This is a genomic window from Roseospira visakhapatnamensis, from assembly GCF_014197915.1.
Classification (GTDB): Bacteria; Pseudomonadota; Alphaproteobacteria; order Rhodospirillales; family Rhodospirillaceae; genus Rhodospira; species Rhodospira visakhapatnamensis.
The window spans coordinates 154941-174327 of the sequence record NZ_JACIGK010000003.1 but is presented as its reverse complement, the minus strand read 5'-3'; the positions used below and the strand labels follow the sequence as shown (position 1 = coordinate 174327).

Sequence of the window (19387 nt, the reverse complement as noted above, 5' to 3'; positions counted from 1 at the left end):
GCAAGCACACGCGAGTCGAAGCCGTGCGCGGCGGCCGACGCCATCACGCCCGGCGCCCCGGACGGCGTCGCCGCACGCGGCAGAATCCGACCGTCGCGGTCACCTTAACCCCCTTCTCCCCGCGACGGAACCATAGGCCGTTCCAGACCCGCCATGGATCACGAGACGGTCACAGGCTGCGCCCGCATGGTGCGTTTTTTGAGGCACGGATCCGACCCGCGCGCGCCGATGTCCACAGAAACGCGTCGGCGTCAGGCCGGCAGCGCCGCCGCCGCGCGGTCGACATCGGGATCCTGGGCGGCCTGTTGCAGGCGCGCTTCGAGGTCTCGGGCCTCCTGCTGCTTGGCCCACAAGGCGGCATAGCGCCCGCCCTGGGCCAGGAGGTCCTGGTGCGTGCCGCTCTCCGCCACCCGTCCGCCGTCCAGCACGACGATCTGGTCGGCGTCCACCACCGTGGACAGCCGGTGGGCGATCACCAGGGTGGTGCGTCCGGCCGAGACCCGGCGCAGGGCGGCCTGGATCTCCCGTTCGGTGTGGCTGTCGAGCTGGCTGGTGGCCTCGTCAAACAACAGGATGGGGGGGTCCTTGAGGATGGCGCGGGCGATGGAGACGCGCTGCTTCTCGCCGCCCGACAGCTTCAGGCCGCGTTCGCCCACCCGGGTCTCGTAGCCGTCGGGCAGGCCGGCCACGAAGTCGTGCAGGGCCGCCATGCGCGCCGCCTGCTCGATCTCCGCCTGGGTCGCGACGGGGCGGCCGTAGGCGATGTTGTAGCCGACGGTGTCGTTGAACAGCACCGTGTCCTGGGGCACCACGCCGATGGCCCGGCGCAACGACGCCTGGGTGACCGAGCGCAGGTCCTGGCCATCGATCAGCACGCGCCCGCCGGTGACGTCGTAGAAGCGGAACAGCAGGCGGCCGATGGTGCTTTTGCCCGCCCCGGACGGCCCCACCAGGGCCACCGTCTGCCCCGCCGGCACGGTGATGTCCACGCCGCGCAGCACCGCCCGGTCCGGGCCGTAGCCGAAGCCCACGTCCTCGAACCGCAGCGCGCCGCCGGTGACCCGCAGATCCGTCGCGTCGGGCGCGTCGGCCACCTCGGGCGGCTGGTCGGACAGGCTGAACATCAGTTCCATGTCCACCAGGGCCTGCTTGATCTCGCGATAGACCATGCCGAGGAAGTTCAGCGGCATGTACAACTGAAGCAGATAGGTGTTCACGAGCACGAAGTCGCCCGGGGTCATGCGGCCCTGGACGATGCCGTGACCGGCCATGGCCATGATGCCCACCAGACCGGCGGAGATGATGACGCCCTGCCCCACGTTGAGCAGCGACAGCGAGGCGTGGGACGTCACCGCCGCGTTCTCGTAGGCGGTCAGGGCCTGGTCGAAGCGACGGGCCTCGTGCTCCTCATTGCCGAAGTACTTCACCGTCTCGTAATTCAGCAGGCTGTCGATGGCCCTGGTGTTGGCCTCGGCGTCGTGGCGGTTCATGGTGCGGCGGAAGCCGACCCGCCAGTCGGTCACCACCAGGGTCCAGGCCACGTAGGCGGCGATGGTCACCACGATGGCGGCGGCGAAGGTCCAGTCGAACAACCACCAGAGCGTGCCGCAGACCATCGCCAGTTCGATCACCGAGGGACCGGCGCGGAAGGCGAACAGGCGCAACACGATCTCGATGCCGCGCGTGCCGCGCTCGATCACCCGGGACAGGCCGCCGGTCTGGCGGTCCAGATGGAAGCGCAGCGACAGGGCATGCAGGTGCCGGAACACGCGCAGGCCGACCACATGCATGGCGCGCTCGACCACCCGCGCGAACAGCAGGTCGCGCAGTTCGTTGAACAGCACCACGCCCACCCGGGCGCCGCCATAGGCCAGGATCATCATCAGGGGCACGGCGGTGATGGTCGCCGGCACCGACAGGGCATCCACCGCGTCCTTGTAGAACAGCGGCGCCGCCAGGGTGGCCAGCTTGGCCAGCAGCAGCAGGCCCATGGCCACCACCATGCGCGCGCGCAACACCGGCTCGTCCCGGGGCCACAGGTGCGGCATCAGGCGTCCGATCACCCGCCAACTCCCCGTGATGCCCTCGGGCGTGGTGGGCGGCATCTCGGTGACGCGCTTCTTCAAGGCCATGGGACTCCAACACGGGGACTGCCGGCGCGGGCCGGGGGCTCGTGTCGGGCTGGGAGGACGTGGGAATGCTGTGAGACCTAGGCCATGAAACGGCGGCGTTCAAGGTTGGAAGGCCGGCGGAAACGCGCCCGCCTACTCCGCCGCCATGCGGGACGCGGACGGCGGTGGCGCGCGGAACGCCTCCAGCAACGCCGCCTCCTTGGCCTTCGCGGCCGTCACGGTGCGCTCCAGCACGTGGCCGAAGCCGCGCATCTCCAGCGGCAGGGCGGCCAGGGCCACGGCCGTGGCGTGGGTATCGCGCGAGAGCCCGCCCAACAGCGTATCCACCAAGGATCGATACTCGGCCAGCAGACGGCGCTGCATCTTGCGTTCGTCGGTGGTTCCGAACACATCCAGGGGCGTCCCGCGCAGCCCCTTCAGCCGCGCCAGCACCCGCATGGCCGGCCAGATGCGCCGGCCGTCGTAGGGACGCTTGCGCAAGGCGCCGGTTTCCGGGTCGCGCCCGGCGGTCAGGGGCGGCGCCAGATGGAAGGTGAGGCGCGGCGTGCCCTCGAACCGCTCCCTCAGCATCCGCGCAAACCGGCCGTCGGTATACAGGCGGGCCACCTCGTACTCGTCCTTGATGGCCGTCAGCTTGAACAGGCCGCGCGCCACGGCCTCGGTGAGCGCGGTGGTCCCCTCGCCCATCACCGCCGCCTCGGCGGCGCGCACCCGCTCCACCCCCTTGCGGTAGGCACGCGCGGTGCGGCGGTTCTGGTAACCCACCAGGAAGGTCTCCCGCCGGGCGATCACCTCGTCCAGGGTGCGCGCCGGCAGGGCCTCGGGCGATGGACCAGGGCCGGCCAGGGCCAGGACCTCGTCGGGGTGCGCGGCCATGCGCCGGCCCCACAGGAAGGCGTCCAGGTTGCCCCTGACCGCGGCACCATTCAGCTCGATGGCCCGCTCAATGGCCGCCCGGCCCACGGGGATCAGCCCCTTCTGCCAGGCGAAGCCGACCATGAACAGGTTGGCGGCGATGCTGTCGCCCAGCAGCGCGGTGGCGATGCGGGTGGCATCCACGAACAGCACCTCGCGGGTGGCATCCGCCAGGGTGTCGCGGATGGCCTGATCGGGGAAGGCCAGATCCGGGCTCTGGGTGAAGTCGGCGGTCATCACCGGATGGGCGTTCATGACCGCCACGGTCAGCCGCCGGCGCATCTTGCCGAGAACGTCGGCGCTGGCGGCGGTCACCATGTCGCAGCCCAGCAGCAGGTTGGTGTTGCCCGCCGCGATGCGCACCGCGTGGATGTCCTGGTCGCGGCGCGCCAGGCGGACGTGGCTGACCACGGCGCCGTTCTTCTGCGCCAGACCCGTCTGGTCGAGCACCGACACACCCTTGCCGTCCAGGTGCGCGGCCATGCCCAGGATGGCGCCGATGGTCACCACCCCGGTGCCGCCGATACCGGTGATCAGGATGTCATAGGGCACCGCCTGGTGGATCTCCGTATCCGGCTCGGGCAGTGCCGGGAACCCCTCGTCGCGGGTCGCGGTCCCGCCGCCCTTGCGCGGCACCGCCCCGGAGACGGTCACGAAACTGGGGCAGAAGCCCTTGAGGCAGGACTGGTCCTTGTTGCAGGAGGACTGATCGATAGCCCGCTTGCGGCCGAACTCGGTCTCCACCGGCACCACCGAGACGCAGTTGGACTGCACGCCGCAGTCGCCGCAGCCCTCGCAGACCGCCTCGTTGATGACCACGCGGACGTCCGGGTCCTCCATCAGGCCGCGCTTGCGGCGGCGGCGCTTCTCGGCGGCGCAGGTCTGGTCGTAGATCAGCACCGTGACGCCCGGCTCCTCGCGCAACTGGCGCTGCACCCGGTCCAGGTCGTCGCGGTGCTCCACGGTGGTCCCATGCGGCAGCCCGGCCCCGGCGCCGTACCGTGCGGGGTCCTCGGCGACAACGACGATGCGGCGCACGCCCTCGCCCTCCAACTGGCGGGCGATCTGCGGCACCGACAGCGATCCGTCGACGGGCTGGCCCCCGGTCATGGCCACGGCGTCGTTGTAGAGCAGTTTGTAGGTGATGGTCGCCCCGGCGGCGACCGCCTGGCGGATGGCCAGGCTGCCCGAGTGGAAGTAGGTCCCGTCGCCCAGGTTGACGAAGGCATGACGGGTTTCGGTGAAGGGCGACAGGCCCACCCAACTCGCGCCCTCGCCGCCCATGTGGGTGAAGGTCCTGGTGTTCCGGTCCGGCATCCAAGTGACCATGTAATGGCAACCGATGCCGGCCAGGGCCTGGCTGCCCGCGGGCACCTTGGTGGAGGTGTTGTGCGGGCATCCGGAGCAGTAGTAGGGCAGCCGCTTGGTGGCCACGCGCTCCCGGGAGACCTCGGCCTCCTTGCGGTCCAGCAGGGCCAGGCGCTCTTCCATGGTGTCCAGGGTCACGAAGCGGCGCAGCCGGCCGGCGATGGCCCGGGCCACCAGGGCGGGGGTCAACTCTCCGGCCGAGGGCAGGATCCAGGCGCCGTCCTCGTCGAACTTGCCGACGATGCGCGGGCGCACATCCTCGCGCCAGTTGTAAAGCTGCTCCTTGAGCTGGTTCTCGATCAGCGCCCGCTTCTCCTCAACCACGAGGATCTCCTCCAGCCCCTCGGCGAAGCGGCGGACGCCGTCGCGCTCCAGCGGCCAGGGCATGCCCACCTTGTAGAGCCGTATGCCGAAGTCGCGGGCGATGGCCTCGGTGATGCCCAGGTCGGCGAGCGCCTGGCGCACGTCCTTGTAGGTCTTGCCGGAGGCGATCAGGCCCAGGCGCGGCGTGGGGGAGTCGAAGATCACCCGGTCGAGGCGGTTGGCGCGGGCGAAGGCCAGGGCGGCATAGATCTTGTGCCGCATCAGGCGGTGTTCCTGGGCCAGTGGCGTGTCGGGCCAGCGGATATGCACGCCGTCGGGCGGGAACGGGAAGTCGTCGGGGGTGACGATCTCCAGCGCCAGCGGGTCGACCATCACCGTGCCGCCGCTGTCGCAGGTCTCGCTGATGGCCTTCATGGAGACCCACAGGCCGGCGAAGCGGCTCATGGCGATGCCCAGCAGGCCATAGTCCACCACCTCGTCCACGCCCGCCGGGTTCAACACCGGGATCTGGGCGCCCGCCAGGGCATGCTCCGACTGGTGGGCGATGGTCGAGGACTTGGCCGCGTGGTCGTCCCCGGCGATGGCCAGCACACCGCCGTGGGGCGCGGTGCCGGCCATGTTGGCGTGCTTGAACACGTCGCCGCTGCGGTCCACCCCCGGTCCCTTGCCGTACCACAGGCCGAAGACGCCATCGACCGTGGCGCCAGGGAACAGATGGACCTGTTGCGTGCCCCAGATGGCGGTGGCCGCCAGGTCCTCGTTCACGCCCGGCTGGAAGTGCACATTCTCGGCCTCCAGATAGGCGCGGGCCTTCCACAGCTCCTTGTCATAGGCCCCCAGGGGCGAGCCCCGATAGCCGCTGATGAAGCCGCCCGTGTTCAGCCCGGCGGCCCGGTCGCGCTGACGCTGGGCCAGCGGCAGGCGGGCGAGCGCCTGGATCCCGGTCATGAACACCACCCCACGATCGAGGCGGTACTTGTCCTCCAGCGTGATGGAGTCCGGATTCACCGGCTCGGGCGGGCGAGGCGGGACGTGGGTCATGGCCGAACGCTCCAGGGCGGAGGGAACCCGCGCGGGCGAGCCCTACCCGGGGGCACGCGAACCGCGCGGAGACAACCGGGATATGGGCACGGTCGGGGTCCCCCGCCAATGCCGCGCCGGTGCGCTCAGTCTAGCGCCCAGCCCGGGTCACGGCCAATAGGGAAGAGATGCTGACGTTTCTTGGGGGCGCGACGGAGGGCAGCCGGTCCGGTCGACCATCCGGGCCCTGGTCCGACCCCGTTGCCCCGCCATCCGGCCTTGCCGCTTGCCAGCGCCGGGACGGCTCGCCACACTCCGGCCGCACGAGACACCACGGGACGGAAAGGGGGAGTGATGAGCGGACGCGGGAGCGCGCCGGTGGATCCGCGCCGGGCCGAGGCCGAGGGACGCGGGCAGTCGCCGTGGTCGGCCCTGGCGGGCGTGCCTCATCTGGACGTGGCCCCGCATCGGGCGCCGATCACCGCCACCCTCGCGCTGCCCGGGTCCAAGAGCTATTCCAACCGTGCCCTGATCCTGGCGGCCATGGCCGATGGGCGCTCGACCCTCGGCGGCCTGCTGCGCTCCGACGACAGTTACTGGTGTATCGAGGCCCTGGGCCGCCTGGGCGCCGCAGTGACCGTCGAGCGCGACACCGCCATCGTCATGGGGCTCGGCCGGCGGCGCCCGCTGGCCGACGCGCGGCTGTACATCGGCTCGGCCGGAACCTCGGCGCGCTTCCTGCCCGGCCTGCTGGCGGCCGGAGACGGGGGGCGCGTCACCCTGGACGCCAGCCGGCAGATGCGCGCCCGGCCCATGGCGCCCTTGCTGGAGGCATTGCGATCCATGGGCGCGGCCATCACCTGCCCCCTGACCGCCGACGCGCCGCCGCTGGACATCGCGGGCGGCACCCTGCGTGGTGGCGCGGTGACCATGTCCGGGGCGGTCTCCAGCCAGTTCATCAGCGGCGTGCTCATGGCCGGGCCGCTGGCGCCCGAGGGCGTGCATGTGACCATTCCCGACCACGTGGTGCAGAAGGACTACGTGGCCATGACCCTGGACATGATGGCGACCTTCGGCGCCTCGGTCGCGGTCAACACCGACCTGACCGACATGCGCGTGGATCCCGGCGCCTATCGGCCGACCGACGTGATGCTGGAGGCCGATGCGTCCACGGCCACCTACTTTTTTGCCCTGGCGGCGGTCACCGGCGGCCACGTCACGGTGACCAATGTCGGCACCGCGACGCGCCAGCCGGACCTGCGCCTCATCGACATCCTGGAGCGCATGGGCTGCGCCGTGACCCGCGCTCCGGGACAGGTGAGCGTCGCCGGGCCGGAGGGTGGGCGCCTGGCGGGCGGCTTCGACGTCGACATGCGACCGCTGTCCGATGCCACCCTGACGCTGGCGGCCATCGCGCCCTTCGCCGACGGGCCGATCGCCATCCACAACGTGGCCCACATCCGCAACCATGAGAGCGACCGCATCGCCGTGATCTGCCGGGCGCTGGCGGACCTGGGCATCCGGGTGGAGGAACGCCCGGATGGCCTGACCGTGCATCCCGGCCGGCCTACCGCCGGCGTGATGGACACCCACGACGATCACCGGGTGGCCATGGCGCTCGCCGTGCTGGGGGTGGCGGGCGAGGGTCTGCGGCTGCGGGACCCGGGCTGCGTGTCCAAGACCTGCCCGCCGTTCTTCGACCTGCTGGCCGGGCTGGGGGTGGGCGTGACGACGGCCTGACGGCCGGTCCGGCGCGGGACGGCCCGGCCTACTCCGCCGGCAGCACGACGATGAAGCGCGCGCCCAGCACCCGGCCCTCGGCGTCGGTGCGGTTCTCCGCGCGGATCATGCCCTTGTGGCTGTCCACGATCTGCTGGGAAATGGACAGGCCCAGCCCCGAATGGGTGCCGAACTTCTCCTTCTTGGGCCGTTGCGAGTAGAAGCGGTCGAAAATGGCCTGTTCCTTGCCCGGCGGTAGGCCAGGGCCATCGTCGTCGACGGTGGCCACGACATAGTGACCGTCGCGCCGCGCCGACAGCACCACCGCGCCGCCCTCCGGGCTGAACGACACGGCATTGGCCAGCAGGTTCTGGAACACCTGGCCCAGGCGGCTATCGATGCCGCGCACCCGGAGCGGCCGGCCCTTGGCCGGCCCCTGGTACCGCACGGTCACGCCGACCTCGGCGGCCGGATGGCTGTGCACGTCGGCCAGGGCCGCCAGCATCGGCCCCAGGTCCATGGGCTCGGCGTTGGCGCGGGACAGTTCGGCGTCCAGGCGGGAGGCATCCGAAATGTCCGAGATGAGCCGGTTCAGGCGTTGTACGTCGTCGAGGATAACGCCCATCAGGCGCCGCTGTTGATCGGGGTCGGTGACCCGGGCGACCGTCTCCACGGCACTGCGCAGGGAGGTCAGCGGGTTCTTGATCTCATGCGCCACGTCGGCGGCGAACCGCTCGATGGCGTCCATGCGGGCGGACAGGGCCGCCGTCATCTCCCGCAAGGCCCCCGACAGTTCGCCCAGTTCATCGCGCCGGGCGGTGAAGTCGGGGATGTCCAGGTGCCCGCCCTGGGCGTGGCGCACCCGCTCCGCGCCATTGGCCAGGCGGATCAGCGGCCGCACGATGGTGCCCGACAGGTACAGCGACACGAGGATGGTGACCGCCAGCGTGGCGATGAAGATTTCCAGGATGGCGAGACGGATCTCGAACAGATCCTGTTCGATGCCGGCGTTGTCGGCGGAAACCATGAAGGCGCCGACCACCTGCTTGAAGTACTGCACCGGCACGGCCACCGACAGGATCTTGTCGCCACGATCCGGGCGCAGGCGCACGGCGGTGCTGACCGGCTCGCCGGCCAGGGCGGCGCGTACCTCCTCGTAATGCCCGGCGACCTGGACGGCCGCTTCCTGGTAGACCGGCAGTTCGGCGCGGGGCGACACCATGCCGACGGCCGCGTCGATGGAGTGTTCCACCCGATCGTGAACGCGGCGAAGCGTGTCGCCGACCGGGTCGGGTTCCGGCAAGGGCGGCAGCGACGAGATCTGGAACTGGCCCCCCACGCCCCGGCGGCTGTCGGCCACCAGGGTCCCGTCGAGGCTGAACAGGCGCCCGCGCACCCCCGCCAGGTCCGACAGGCGGCGGACGATCTGTGCCGCCAGTTCCGGGGTGATGACCTGACCCGGCACCAGGCTGCGGGTCTGGGGATGGACCTCGAACGTCAACGAGCCCTCGGCCACGGCGGCGGCGATCAGGTCGGCCTCGGTGCCTAGCGCGGCCAGGCGGGCCTGGGTGAGGGTCTCGCGGTAGTTGTCCAGATAGAACATGCCGCCGACCAGCAGGATCGGCGCCAGAAGGTTGACCGCCAGGATGCGGCGCGTAAGCGGCGAGCGCAGCACGGACGCCGTCCGGCGCACGGGTCGCCGCCGGCCGCGCTCGCGATCGCCGTCATGGCGTCCCGGCGCGGCGCCGATGTCCGGGCCGTCGCCCCGCCGCCGCCCGGCATTGCCGTCGCTCCTTGCCCGTGTCACGGCCTCATGCCATGTCCTTGTAGCGGTAGCCGACGCCGTACAACGTCTCGATGTCCGAGAACGTCGGGTCGACCTCGCGGAACTTCTTGCGCAGCCGCTTGATATGGCTGTCGATGGTGCGGTCGTCCACGTAAATGTGCTCGCCATAGGCGGCGTCGATCAACTGGTCACGGCTTTTCACGTGACCCGGCCGCTGCGCCAGCGACAGCAGCAGCAGGAATTCCGTGACCGTCAGGTTCACCGGCTCGCCCTGCCAGGTGCACAGATGACGGTCCGGGTCCATCACCAGGGGACCGCGCACGATGGCCTTGTCCGACAGGTCCGGCCCCCCCTCGCTGCGCGCCTCCACCCGGCGCAGCACCGAGCGGATGCGCTCGATCAGCAGGCGCTGGGAGAACGGCTTCTTGATGTAGTCGTCGGCGCCCATGCGCAGACCCATCAGTTCGTCCACCTCGTCGTCCTTGGAGGTCAGGAAGATGGCCGGCGTGGCGACGCGGGCGCGCAGCCGCTGCAACAATTCCATGCCGTCCATGCGCGGCATCTTGATGTCCAGCACGGCCAGGTCCACGGGCTCGGCCAGCAGGCCGCGCAGGGCGTCGGCGCCATCGTTGAAGGTCACCACCTCGAAGCCCTCGGATTCCAGGGTAATGGACACGGAGGCGAGGATGTTCTGGTCGTCGTCCACCAGGGCGATGCGCTTGGTCACGGATCGGGTCCTTCCAGGCATGGGGCCGGGCATGGGGCCAGCCAAAGGGTGCCCGGGTCGGCCGGGCGGCGCAAGACGGCACGGAGCGGCCCCCGCCGGCGAGGGCACCCCGGGACGCTCCGCTCACCTCATCTTGTCGAAGAGTGGCGCCCACATTGTGGCGGCCGCCGGGACGGGATTGGCGCGAAACCGTGGCGGCGCGGCCAGACCGCCGGGAAATGTCCGGCGGAGGCTGGACGACCGGTCACCACGGGCCGACCGAAGGGCCGGGACTCGCGAGGGAGGTCCCTCCCTCGGAGCACACGGGATGCCAACGGATCGCCTGTCCGCGTGCGGGACCCTGACCCGCCCTCAATGCATGGCGCCGGGCGCCGCTCCGGCCGGGGCCATGGCGGCGACGTCCTGGACGGTCACCGTGATGTCGATGGTGCCGGCGGTCTCGAAGGTCAGGGACACCGGAAAGGTCTCGCCCTTCTCCAGCGGCGCGTGCAGACCGATGAACATGATGTGCAGTCCGCCCGGCCGCAGGTGCGTGGCGGTCCCACCCGTGATCTCGATGGCGTCGATCTTGCGCATGCGCATGACGTCGCCGTCCTTGATATGCGTGTGCAGTTCGACCACATCGGAGACGTCGGCGGCGGCGGCGATCAGCCGGTCGGCGGCACCGTCGTTGGTGATGGTCATGAAGGCGGCGCCGGCCCGGGCCATGCCCGCCGAGGCCCGCGCCCAGGGCTGCTCGATGGTCAGGGGACCGAGGGTCACGTCGGCGGCGGCGGCGGCTGTGGGCACCGTGGAGGTGGCGAGCCCCGCGACCATGAAGGCGGTCAGCAGGGGGGCGGCCAGGACACGGGCGGTGGGGGCACGACCAGTCATGGGGAGGCTCCTTCAAGGGTGCTGAATGGCGTGGTAGGGGGCTTGGCGACGATGGTACGGACACGTACGGTATCGCGCATAGCATGCCTACGATGCGCTTCCGCGCGCGCAAGGACAAGGTGCCGATGATTCCCGCGATCTCATGATGTTGCAGCGCCAACTTTCCTGGACCCGGACGGCGAATCGGGGCAAACTGCCCGTCAATGAGCGTTTCGCTTCGGAAACTATTTCCCTGCGGGTCCGCGGTTGCCCGCCGACGCCTGCCACGCCAGCATCAGGGCGGTGCACGGCGCGCGGTGCTGGCATCCGGCCGCGATCATTCCCCGTGGGGCGAGACGGACGGCGGGGGCCTTGGCGGCATGCCCCATGCCTTGCTGGTGATCGTGGCCGCCGCCACCGCCGGCGTGTCGATGGGTCTGGGGTCCTCCCCGGTCGTCCGCATCCGCGCCGTGATGATCAATCGTGATGCCGTCCCGCTGCTGCGTGACCCTAGGGTCGGCTCCGTCCCCTTCGCCTCCGCCATCCCCGGGAGGATGACCGCGTGACTCGCATGGGCCGTCTTGACAGCGACCCCGATCCCCGTCTCGGCGCCCACTATCCGGTCCGCCCGGCTCGCGGTCACGCGGGCCGCGTCGTCCTAGGCCACCCGGGGCTGCCCTGCGATCAGCCGCGCGCGGGGGCCATGCCAGTCGCCGGCATCGATCCGCATCGCATGCCGATACACAAGACAGCGGCGCCGCCGCCGATTCCATGGATTTGCTTCGACCGTCCGGTGAATGACCCGGCGGCCGTCATGCCGATCGTCCCGGCCCCGATCGAGGGGGCGCACACGTGAGTGCGTCTCCACGATCCGGTCCAATGGGACAACGGTGGGCATGGCCGCCATCGGGAGCGTCGACCGTCCTCCGCCGCCGGCTGTGTCCGGCGTCGGGAGCCGGCCGCACGTTACCCCTTTGCGGTGTCTCTAGTCTGATCCCAAATTGCATTTGTCTCTGTCGTCGGACGTCCATGTCCGTGCTGCCAATGGGAGGGTTCTGTTGATGAGTGATGCACCGACCAACAATGCCAAGTTGCTGGCTTGGGTGGATGAAATTGCCAAACTGACCAAGCCGGACGCCATCCATTGGTGTGACGGAAGTCAGGAAGAGTACGATAACCTGTGTCAGATTCTGGTGGACGGCGGATCCTACATCCGCCTGAACCCGGAGAAGCGGGTGAACAGTTTCCTCTGCCGCTCCGATCCCGCCGATGTGGCCCGGGTGGAAAACCGGACCTACATCTGCTCCGAGAAGAAGGACGACGCCGGCCCCACCAACAACTGGGTCGCCCCCGCCGAGATGCGGGCTACGCTGAACGGCCTCTTCGACGGCTGCATGCGCGGCCGGACCATGTACGTCATTCCGTTCTCCATGGGGCCGCTGGGTTCGCCCATTTCCGAGATCGGCGTGGAGATTTCCGACTCCGCCTACGTGGCCACCAACATGCGCATCATGACGCGCATGGGTCAGGCGGCGCTGGATGTTCTCGGCAAGGACGGTGAGTTCGTCCCCTGCGTGCACTCGGTGGGCATGCCGCTCGCGAACGGCCAGAAGGACGTGCCCTGGCCCTGCAACGCCGACAACAAGTATATCGTCCACTATCCCGAGACCCGCGAAATCTGGTCGTTCGGATCCGGCTACGGCGGCAACGCGTTGCTGGGCAAGAAGTGCTTCGCGCTGCGCATCGCCTCGGTCAAGGCCCGCGACGAGGGCTGGCTGGCCGAACACATGCTGATCCTGGGCGTGAAGAGCCCCGACGGTCAGAAGACCTATGTCGGCGGTGCCTTCCCCAGTGCCTGCGGCAAGACCAACTTCGCCATGCTGATCCCGCCCAAGGGGTACGAGGGCTGGGAAGTCACCACGGTCGGCGACGACATCGCCTGGATCAAGCCGGCGCCGGACGGCAAGTTGCGGGCCATCAACCCCGAGTACGGGTTCTTCGGCGTGGCGCCGGGCACGTCCATGAAGTCCAACCCCAACGCCATGCTGTCGCTGAACGCCAACGCCATCTTCACCAACGTGGCGATGACCGACGACGGCGACGTCTGGTGGGAGGACATGACCGATGAGCCGCCGGCTCATCTGATCGACTGGAAGGGTCAGGACTGGACGCCGGGCTGTGGCCGTCCGGCGGCACACCCCAACGCCCGCTTCACCGCGCCGCTCAATCAGTGCCCGTCCCTGGACGAAGCCTGGGAGGACCCGGCCGGCGTGCCCATCGACGCGTTCCTGTTCGGTGGCCGTGTCGCGTCCAACTTCCCGCTGGTGTTCGAGGCCAAGGACTGGACGCACGGCGTCTACCTGGCGACCACCATGGGGTCCGAACTGACCGCCGCCGCCGAGGGCAAGCCGGGCGACCTGCGCCGCGATCCCTTCGCCATGCTGCCGTTCTGCGGCTACAACATGGCGGACTACTGGCAGCACTGGCTGACCATGGGCCACAAGCTGGCGGGCAGCCTGCCGCACATCTATCGCGTCAACTGGTTCCGCAAGGACGAGAACGGCAAGTTCATCTGGCCGGGCTTCGGCGACAACATGCGCGCGCTGGAGTGGATCGTGAACCGGGTGCGCGGCCACGCCCACGCGGTGGAAAGCCCGCTGGGCAACGTGCCGTCCTACAGCGACATGAACTGGAAGGGGCTGCCGTTCGACGAGGCGCTGTACAACCGCATCATGAGCGTCGAGAAGGACAAGGCGCTGCGGGAAGTGGTCACCCAGGCCGAGCTGTTCGACAAGTTCGGCGACCGCGTGCCTAAGGAACTCCTCGCCATGCGGGATCTCATGCTGGCCGAGCTGGAGCAGGCCCCGGAGGTCTGGGAACTGCCCAAGTCGGCGTAGCACGACCGAATCACGCGGCGGTGTCGGCCAGGGGCCGGACGGTGGCGCATCCCCTTGCTTCGGGGGCGCCGCCGGTCGGATCGAGGCCGGCGGCCAAACGTGTGATCACGATCGTGGTCAAGACCATGTCCAAGACCCCTGCCGGGTTCGCGCCCGGCGGGGGTTTTGTCTGAAGGACGGCCCCTTGGCCCATGCGGGCCGGATCATGCGGGCCGGATCACCGGTGCGGGTCTATCCCCGGCCGCGCCCTCGCCCCCGGGGTTCGTCCATGACCGACATGACCGACATGACCGAAGACCGTCCACCGACGTCCCGCCGCCTCGATCTGCAGACCGTCCTGTGGCACGGGCTGTTCGCGGTGCTGCTGGTGTTTCCGGCGATGGGTCTGGTGGTCGGCGTGCTGGTGGTGTTGGCGGGCGTGCCGATTCTGGTGGCGCTGTTCCCGGTGACCCTGACCCTGGCGGCCGTCGCGTTGGGGGTGCTGTATGCGCGGCATCGGCGCGCGCGGGCGGGACGGGGGCGCGGCTGACATGAGACAACGCGCCCGGCGATGCGCGTTGTCTCATGAAAAAAGGAGGCGGTTCCTCGCGAAACCGCCTCCTCGTCGATCGGCCGGGGGTGGGCTGATCGGCTCCTCCCCCCGGCGCGGACCGATGGTCCGGTCTTACCGCTCCACGCACATGGCGATGCCCATGCCGCCGCCGATGCACAGCGTGGCCAGGCCCTTCTTGGCATCGCGCTTCTGCATTTCGTGCAGCAGCGAAACCAGGATGCGCGCGCCCGACGCGCCGATGGGATGGCCGAGGGCGATGGCGCCACCGTTGACGTTGACCTTGCTGGTGTCCCAGCCCAGTTCCTTGTTCACCGACAGGGCCTGGGCGGCGAAGGCCTCGTTGGCCTCGATCAGGTCCAGGTCCTCGTGCGTCCAGCCGGCCTTTTCCAGGGCCTTGCGGCTGGCGGGAATGGGGCCGGTGCCCATGATCTCGGGCTCGACGCCATAGGTGGCCCAGGAGACGATTCGCGCCAGTGGCGTGACGCCGCGCTTGGAGGCGTTCTCCTCGGTCATCAGCACGACGGCGGCGGCGCCGTCGTTGATGCCGCTGGCGTTGCCGGCGGTGACGGTGCCCTGCTTGTTGAAGGCGGGACGCAGCTTGGCGAGGCTATCCTTGGTGACGCCGGCCTTGGGGTGCTCGTCGGTGTCGACGATGGTGTCGCCCTTACGGCCCTTGATGGTCACCGGGATGATCTCGTCCTTGAAGCGGCCGTTCTTCAGGGCGGCCTCGGCCTTCTGCTGGGATCCGGCGGCGAAGTCGTCCTGTTCGTCACGGGTGATCTGCCAGCGCTGGGCGATGTTCTCGGCGGTCACGCCCATATGATAGCCATGGAACACGTCGAACAGGCCGTCCCGCAACAGGCTGTCCTGGAGTTCCAGCCCGCCCATGCGGGTGCCGTTGCGCATGTGCGCGAGGTGCGGGGACTGGCTCATGCTCTCGTGGCCGCCGGCGACGACGATATCGCAGTCGCCCGTCAGGATCGACTGGTAGCCCAGCGCCACCGTGCGCAGGCCCGAGCCGCAGAGCTGATTGATGCCGTAGGCGGTGACTTCGACCGGAACACCGGCGTTGATGGACGCTTGGCGGGCCGGGTTCTGGCCGGCACCGGCGGCCAGGATCTGGCCCATGATGACCTCCGAGACCTCGCCCGGCTCGGTCTTGGCCCGGTTCAGGACCTCGCGGATGACGATCTCGCCCAGATAGTGGGCGGGCACGGAGGCGAGGGATCCGTTGAAGGTTCCCACGGGGGTCCGCACGGCGCCGGCGATCACGATATCGGACATGTCTTTCCGTCTCCTGTTTTGTGGTCCTCCCCGTGGCGTCCGTCCCGTTCCGTTCGCGCGTCCGGCCGCGCCGCCGCTGCGGCACGGCAGGAAACCACGGACGGTATCGGGGGATTGATCGTGGACGCCACTGTTAGCTCCCTTATATACGTATCCCGAGGCGTAACGAAAACCGTTCTTGGGCCGGAGACACCTTATTTCGCGATTCGGCGCACCCAGCGCACCAGGGGATCGTGCACCTGTGCCACCGCGCGGCGGCCGGTGATCATGCCCACGTGGCCCAGCGACGGGGCGCGGCACTCCGATCGCGGCAGCGCGCGCGCCAGCGCCTCGGCGGACACGGCCGGAACGATCCGATCGCGCTGTGGAATCACCACCAGGGTCGGCAGGGTCACCGACTCGGGACGCACCGGCGTGCCGTCCACCCGCCAGGTGCCGCGCGCGGTGGCGTTGTCGCCGTACCAGCCGCGCAGGGTCTCCCAGGCCACGGCGGCCGGCAGCGGCACCCCCTCGTTGAGCCAGTCCTCCATGGCGACGAAATGGCGGGCCGCCGTGCCGCGCGCCGGCAGCCGGGCGAATCCCTGGAACTTGCGGCCGATGGAGGGTGGATCAATGGTGGCGAAGGCGGCCTGGAGCAGGTCCACGGGCAAGGTGTCCTGGGTGGCGAGCACCGGCTCGATCCAGGGCGCCAGGGCATCGGCCAGCCGGCCCTGCGCGGCGGCGCTGTCGGCGTGGAAGTCCCAGGGCGTGGCCATCAGCACCAGCGCCGCGATGTCGTCCTGGCGCCGGCTGGCCAGCGCCAGGGCCAGCAGGCCGCCCATGCAGTAGCCCAGCACCACGGGCCGCCGTCCGCTGCTGGCGCGCAGATGGTCGAGGGCCGGTTCCAGGCGGTCCGTGACGTAGTCGCTGAGGGTGAAGCCACGTTCGGCCGGGCCCGGCTCCCCCCAGTCCACCAGCATCGGGTTGAGGCCACGCCACGCCAGATAGCGCGCGAAGCCGCGCCGGCGGCTCAGGTTCAGCACGAAGGCGCGGTTGATCAGCGACGGCACCAGCAGCACCGGCGGCCCGTCGGCGGCGCGGTCGCGGCGGGCGGGGTCGTCCGGGGTCTGGGCGAACGGCCGCAGCAGGGTGGAGCCCCGCCGCCAGCACGGCGCGGGATCCAGCGACGGCCGGCGGTAGGCGTGGTGACGGTAGCGGCTGACGCCGTCCAGGAAGGCGCCCAGGCGGCGCCGCGCCTCCCTGTCCACCGCGCGGGCCAGGCTGGCCGGATCATGGCCGGCGGCGCGGGCCTCGGCCATCAGCGCCGCCAGGCGGTCCTCGGTGGAGGGCGCGTCGGGTGTCCCCGGATCCGCCGTCGCGTCCGCCCCGGTGCCCGCCTCAGTCCCCGGGGCGGCCGCGCGTGGCGCCGGCGAGCAGGCCGCCGAGCGCGGCCTCAAGGATGGCGACGCGCCGTTCCAGGCCGTCAACCCGAGAGGCCAGCTCATCATCAGCAGGCCCTGCGTGGCCAGGTGCAGGGCCAGCGGGCGCGGCCCCGGCCGAGGTCCCGGACTCGCCGGCGACGGGGTCGGGCTTGGAGTCGGGCTCGGAGTGTTGGTCGCTGGTGGCATGGTCCCCCGCCGCCGGTTGGCGGGGCCCGGCGCCGTCGGCCCGGGCGGGCCCACCGTCGGCCAGGCCCTGGGTCATCAGGGAAAACGCGCGCGCCAGGGCATCGGACACCGCCGGATCCCGCGCCATGGAGCCCAGATGCTCCTGCCACAGGTCCATGTAGCGCCGGGCCAGCGTCGCCAAGTCGGGAGGATCGCTCATGGCGGGAGTATAGATCGGCGCGGCCCGCGCTGTCATCTTCGGAACGGAACCGGTTCGCCGCCCCCGTTTCGGGCGGGCGGACCACGGTCGAACGGAGGGACTCGCAAGACGGCCCCCGGTCTTCCCGGCAACCGATATTCTTGTTGCATTGCGGTCTCCGAACCCAGACACTGCCGGCAGGGACTTGTCCACAAGACCGGATTTTACCCGGCGGGCCGAGGACAGTCTTTCAGGAGAGGAAGCCCACCCCGCGTCGCCATGGCGAACGGGTCGGTGATGGCATGTGCGGGACAGGCCGCGCGTGGAAACAGGCCGGGGGCAGAAGGGGACGGGGACGGTATGACCGAAAAGACGGGTGTGGGGCGCGCGCGACGCGGCGAAAACGACCCGATCATCATCAAGAAATACGCCAATCGACGTCTGTACAACACGGCGACCAGCAGTTATGTGACGCTGGATTTGCTGAGCCAGATGGTCAAGGAGCAGACTGACTTCGTGGTCTACGATGCCAAGTCTGGTGAGGACATTACGCGGTCGGTGTTGACCCAGATCATCGTCGAGGAGGAATCGAAAGCGGAGCAGACCATGCTTCCTATCAACTTTCTTCGGCATATCATCAGTTTCTACGGCGATTCCCTCGGGAGCGTGGTTCCGCAGTACCTGGACCACTCCATGCAGGCGTTCGCGCGCAATCAGGAGCAGATGCGCCTGGTGATGCAGAACGCCTTCGATGGCCTGTTCCCCATCCAGAAAATGGAAGAGGTGAACAAGCAGAACATGGCGTTCTTTGAAAGCGCCATGAAGATGTTCGCGCCCTTTGAGGGAAACCCCATGATGCCCGGTTTTCCGCCGGGCCGGCCGGCCACCGGCGCGTCCGAGCCACGGTCGGCGTCGGTCGAGGCCGACGCCCGGCGCGCGGCGGGCGATGCCGAGGACGTGCAGGCCATGAAGCGCCAGATGGCGGAAATGCAGCGTAAGCTGGATCGCCTGATGAGCGAGCGCGACAGGGCCGGCGGTGACGACGCCCAGGCGGGCGACCCGGGGGGTGGTAAGGGCTCCAAGACGGGCGAGTCTGGCAATGGTGTCGGCACCGGCGCCGATCCCGCGTCGCGGGCCTCTGGATCCTGACGTCCATGGCAGGCCGCCGTCGGCCCGGTTCGGATACGCGGACGGCGGCGCGGCGAGGGACATGTGGGCGACGAACAGGTGGGCGACGGTTAACCGTCGCCGCCATAGTGATGTGGGTGGTGGCCGTCGGGCTTGGCGTGTCCTGCGCCGGCCCGACGGTGGCGGCATCCGCTGGCGCGGCGGAGGCGGGGCCGGTGTTGGCGGCGGGCGACCTGACCCTGACGCTGGACGCCCTGGTGGCTGGACCCCGTCGGCCCGATGACCCGAAGGCCGGAGCGCCGTGCCTGGCCACGATGCGGATCGGCAACCGGTCGACGGCGTGGGTGCGCACCTTCGCGATGCGGCTTCTGGTCCACGATCCCCAGGGGGTCGTGGTACGGCGGGTGTCGGTGTTGGCCATGCCCTTGCCGCCGGGGAAAACCACCATGGCGACCTTTCCGGTTCTTGACACCGGGTGCGCCGGTGTCGGAAGTCTGACGATTCTCGACTTTCCGCAATGCGCGGATGGTGCCGGACGTGGCATGAGATGTCGGACGGCGGCGATCCCGGACAGTCGTGTAACGGTGCCGCTGACGTTCTGATCCTGGTGTCCCTTGGGTCGGTCGGGGTCGGATCGTGCGGACGAGAGCGGTGGAACGGCGGCGGGACGGTGCTGGTCCCGAGTCGCGGATACCGCAAGGCGAGCCCCAAGAAAATGGCGCTCTCTGTGGGTGAGAAACCCCGGCTGCCATCGATGATGGCGGCGGCGTTGGGGACCCGGTGGATGCCCGGCAATCCCCTCGAATGGATGAAGTTTCCGAACCGGACAGGGGCTTGCGCACCAAGTCCGGGAAAAAAGTCCGGACGCGATCGGCTGGCGGGGTTGTCAGAGAGAGA

Annotated in this window: 13 protein-coding genes; 5 read left to right on the top strand and 8 right to left on the bottom strand. The window is 69.8% G+C overall.

All coding sequences use genetic code 11. The features are described 5' to 3' along the window. Window positions 1-251: 251 nt before the first annotated feature. Window positions 252-2132 (bottom strand): ABCB family ABC transporter ATP-binding protein/permease, encoded by a 1881-nt coding sequence (locus GGD89_RS03335; RefSeq protein ID WP_184042676.1) that lies wholly within the window; start codon window positions 2130-2132, stop codon window positions 252-254. 132 nt (window positions 2133-2264) lie between these two features. Continuing rightward, window positions 2265-5780 (bottom strand): indolepyruvate ferredoxin oxidoreductase family protein, encoded by a 3516-nt coding sequence (locus GGD89_RS03330; protein ID WP_184042675.1) that lies wholly within the window; start codon window positions 5778-5780, stop codon window positions 2265-2267. 333 nt (window positions 5781-6113) lie between these two features. Here GGD89_RS03330 and aroA point away from each other — a divergent pair, with 333 nt between their 5' ends. Beyond that, on the top strand, window positions 6114-7499 hold the full coding sequence (gene aroA, locus GGD89_RS03325) for a 3-phosphoshikimate 1-carboxyvinyltransferase (RefSeq protein WP_184042674.1): 1386 nt from the start codon (window positions 6114-6116) through the stop codon (window positions 7497-7499). A 28-nt stretch (window positions 7500-7527) separates the two neighbouring features. Here the strand turns inward: aroA and GGD89_RS20475 are convergent, their stop codons facing one another. From GGD89_RS20475 to GGD89_RS03310, 3 genes are all read right to left on the bottom strand, one after another. Beyond that, window positions 7528-9285 (bottom strand): stimulus-sensing domain-containing protein, encoded by a 1758-nt coding sequence (locus GGD89_RS20475; RefSeq protein ID WP_343058525.1) that lies wholly within the window; start codon window positions 9283-9285, stop codon window positions 7528-7530. Window positions 9286-9289: 4 nt separating this feature from the next. Continuing rightward, window positions 9290-9991, bottom strand: coding sequence for a response regulator (locus GGD89_RS03315; protein WP_184042673.1), 702 nt, complete (start codon window positions 9989-9991; stop codon window positions 9290-9292). A gap of 351 nt (window positions 9992-10342) precedes the next feature. Then, window positions 10343-10864 carry a copper chaperone PCu(A)C gene (locus GGD89_RS03310; protein WP_184042672.1) on the bottom strand — a complete coding sequence of 174 codons (522 nt, stop codon included), beginning with the start codon at window positions 10862-10864 and terminating at the stop codon, window positions 10343-10345. A 1040-nt stretch (window positions 10865-11904) separates the two neighbouring features. Between GGD89_RS03310 and GGD89_RS03305 the strand changes: the two genes are divergently transcribed. Next, entirely contained in the window at window positions 11905-13740 is a 1836-nt protein-coding gene (locus tag GGD89_RS03305; RefSeq protein ID WP_184042671.1) for a phosphoenolpyruvate carboxykinase (GTP), read from the top strand. 268 nt (window positions 13741-14008) lie between these two features. Beyond that, entirely contained in the window at window positions 14009-14269 is a 261-nt protein-coding gene (locus GGD89_RS03300) for a hypothetical protein (protein ID WP_184042670.1), read from the top strand. Window positions 14270-14404: 135 nt separating this feature from the next. Here GGD89_RS03300 and GGD89_RS03295 read toward each other — a convergent pair whose 3' ends face one another. The 3 genes from GGD89_RS03295 to GGD89_RS19910 form a co-directional block, all read right to left on the bottom strand. Next, a complete protein-coding gene (locus GGD89_RS03295; RefSeq protein ID WP_184042669.1) occupies window positions 14405-15577 on the bottom strand; it encodes an acetyl-CoA C-acetyltransferase in 1173 nt (390 codons plus the stop codon). Between the two features lie 194 nt (window positions 15578-15771). Then, window positions 15772-17013 (bottom strand): alpha/beta fold hydrolase, encoded by a 1242-nt coding sequence (locus GGD89_RS03290; protein ID WP_246422370.1) that lies wholly within the window; start codon window positions 17011-17013, stop codon window positions 15772-15774. Further along, complete coding sequence (locus GGD89_RS19910; protein ID WP_246422360.1) at window positions 16955-17383, bottom strand: hypothetical protein; 429 nt, start codon at window positions 17381-17383, stop codon at window positions 16955-16957. Before GGD89_RS19910 ends, GGD89_RS03290 begins: the two co-directional genes overlap by 59 nt. Window positions 17384-17722: 339 nt before the next feature. Between GGD89_RS19910 and phaR the strand changes: the two genes are divergently transcribed. Together phaR and GGD89_RS03280 are read left to right on the top strand one after the other, a co-directional pair. Further along, entirely contained in the window at window positions 17723-18511 is a 789-nt protein-coding gene (phaR, locus tag GGD89_RS03285; RefSeq protein ID WP_184042667.1) for a polyhydroxyalkanoate synthesis repressor PhaR, read from the top strand. Between the two features lie 110 nt (window positions 18512-18621). Further along, window positions 18622-19092, top strand: a complete 471-nt coding sequence (locus GGD89_RS03280) for a hypothetical protein (RefSeq protein WP_184042666.1) — start codon at window positions 18622-18624, stop codon at window positions 19090-19092. Window positions 19093-19387 lie beyond the last annotated feature (295 nt).

What these genes read in the sequence shown, in the direction of transcription:
- phaR (WP_184042667.1), top strand. Translation starts at nt 17,723, where the DNA reads ATGACCGAAAAGACGGGTGTGGGGCGCGCGCGACGCGGCGAAAACGAC.
- GGD89_RS03295 (WP_184042669.1), bottom strand. Translation starts at nt 15,577, where the DNA reads ATGTCCGATATCGTGATCGCCGGCGCCGTGCGGACCCCCGTGGGAACC.
- GGD89_RS03310 (WP_184042672.1), bottom strand. Translation starts at nt 10,864, where the DNA reads ATGACTGGTCGTGCCCCCACCGCCCGTGTCCTGGCCGCCCCCCTGCTG.
- GGD89_RS03305 (WP_184042671.1), top strand. Translation starts at nt 11,905, where the DNA reads ATGAGTGATGCACCGACCAACAATGCCAAGTTGCTGGCTTGGGTGGAT.
- GGD89_RS03335 (WP_184042676.1), bottom strand. Translation starts at nt 2,132, where the DNA reads ATGGCCTTGAAGAAGCGCGTCACCGAGATGCCGCCCACCACGCCCGAG.
- aroA (WP_184042674.1), top strand. Translation starts at nt 6,114, where the DNA reads ATGAGCGGACGCGGGAGCGCGCCGGTGGATCCGCGCCGGGCCGAGGCC.
- GGD89_RS19910 (WP_246422360.1), bottom strand. Translation starts at nt 17,383, where the DNA reads ATGAGCGATCCTCCCGACTTGGCGACGCTGGCCCGGCGCTACATGGAC.
- GGD89_RS03280 (WP_184042666.1), top strand. Translation starts at nt 18,622, where the DNA reads ATGTGGGTGGTGGCCGTCGGGCTTGGCGTGTCCTGCGCCGGCCCGACG.
- GGD89_RS03300 (WP_184042670.1), top strand. Translation starts at nt 14,009, where the DNA reads ATGACCGACATGACCGACATGACCGAAGACCGTCCACCGACGTCCCGC.
- GGD89_RS03330 (WP_184042675.1), bottom strand. Translation starts at nt 5,780, where the DNA reads ATGACCCACGTCCCGCCTCGCCCGCCCGAGCCGGTGAATCCGGACTCC.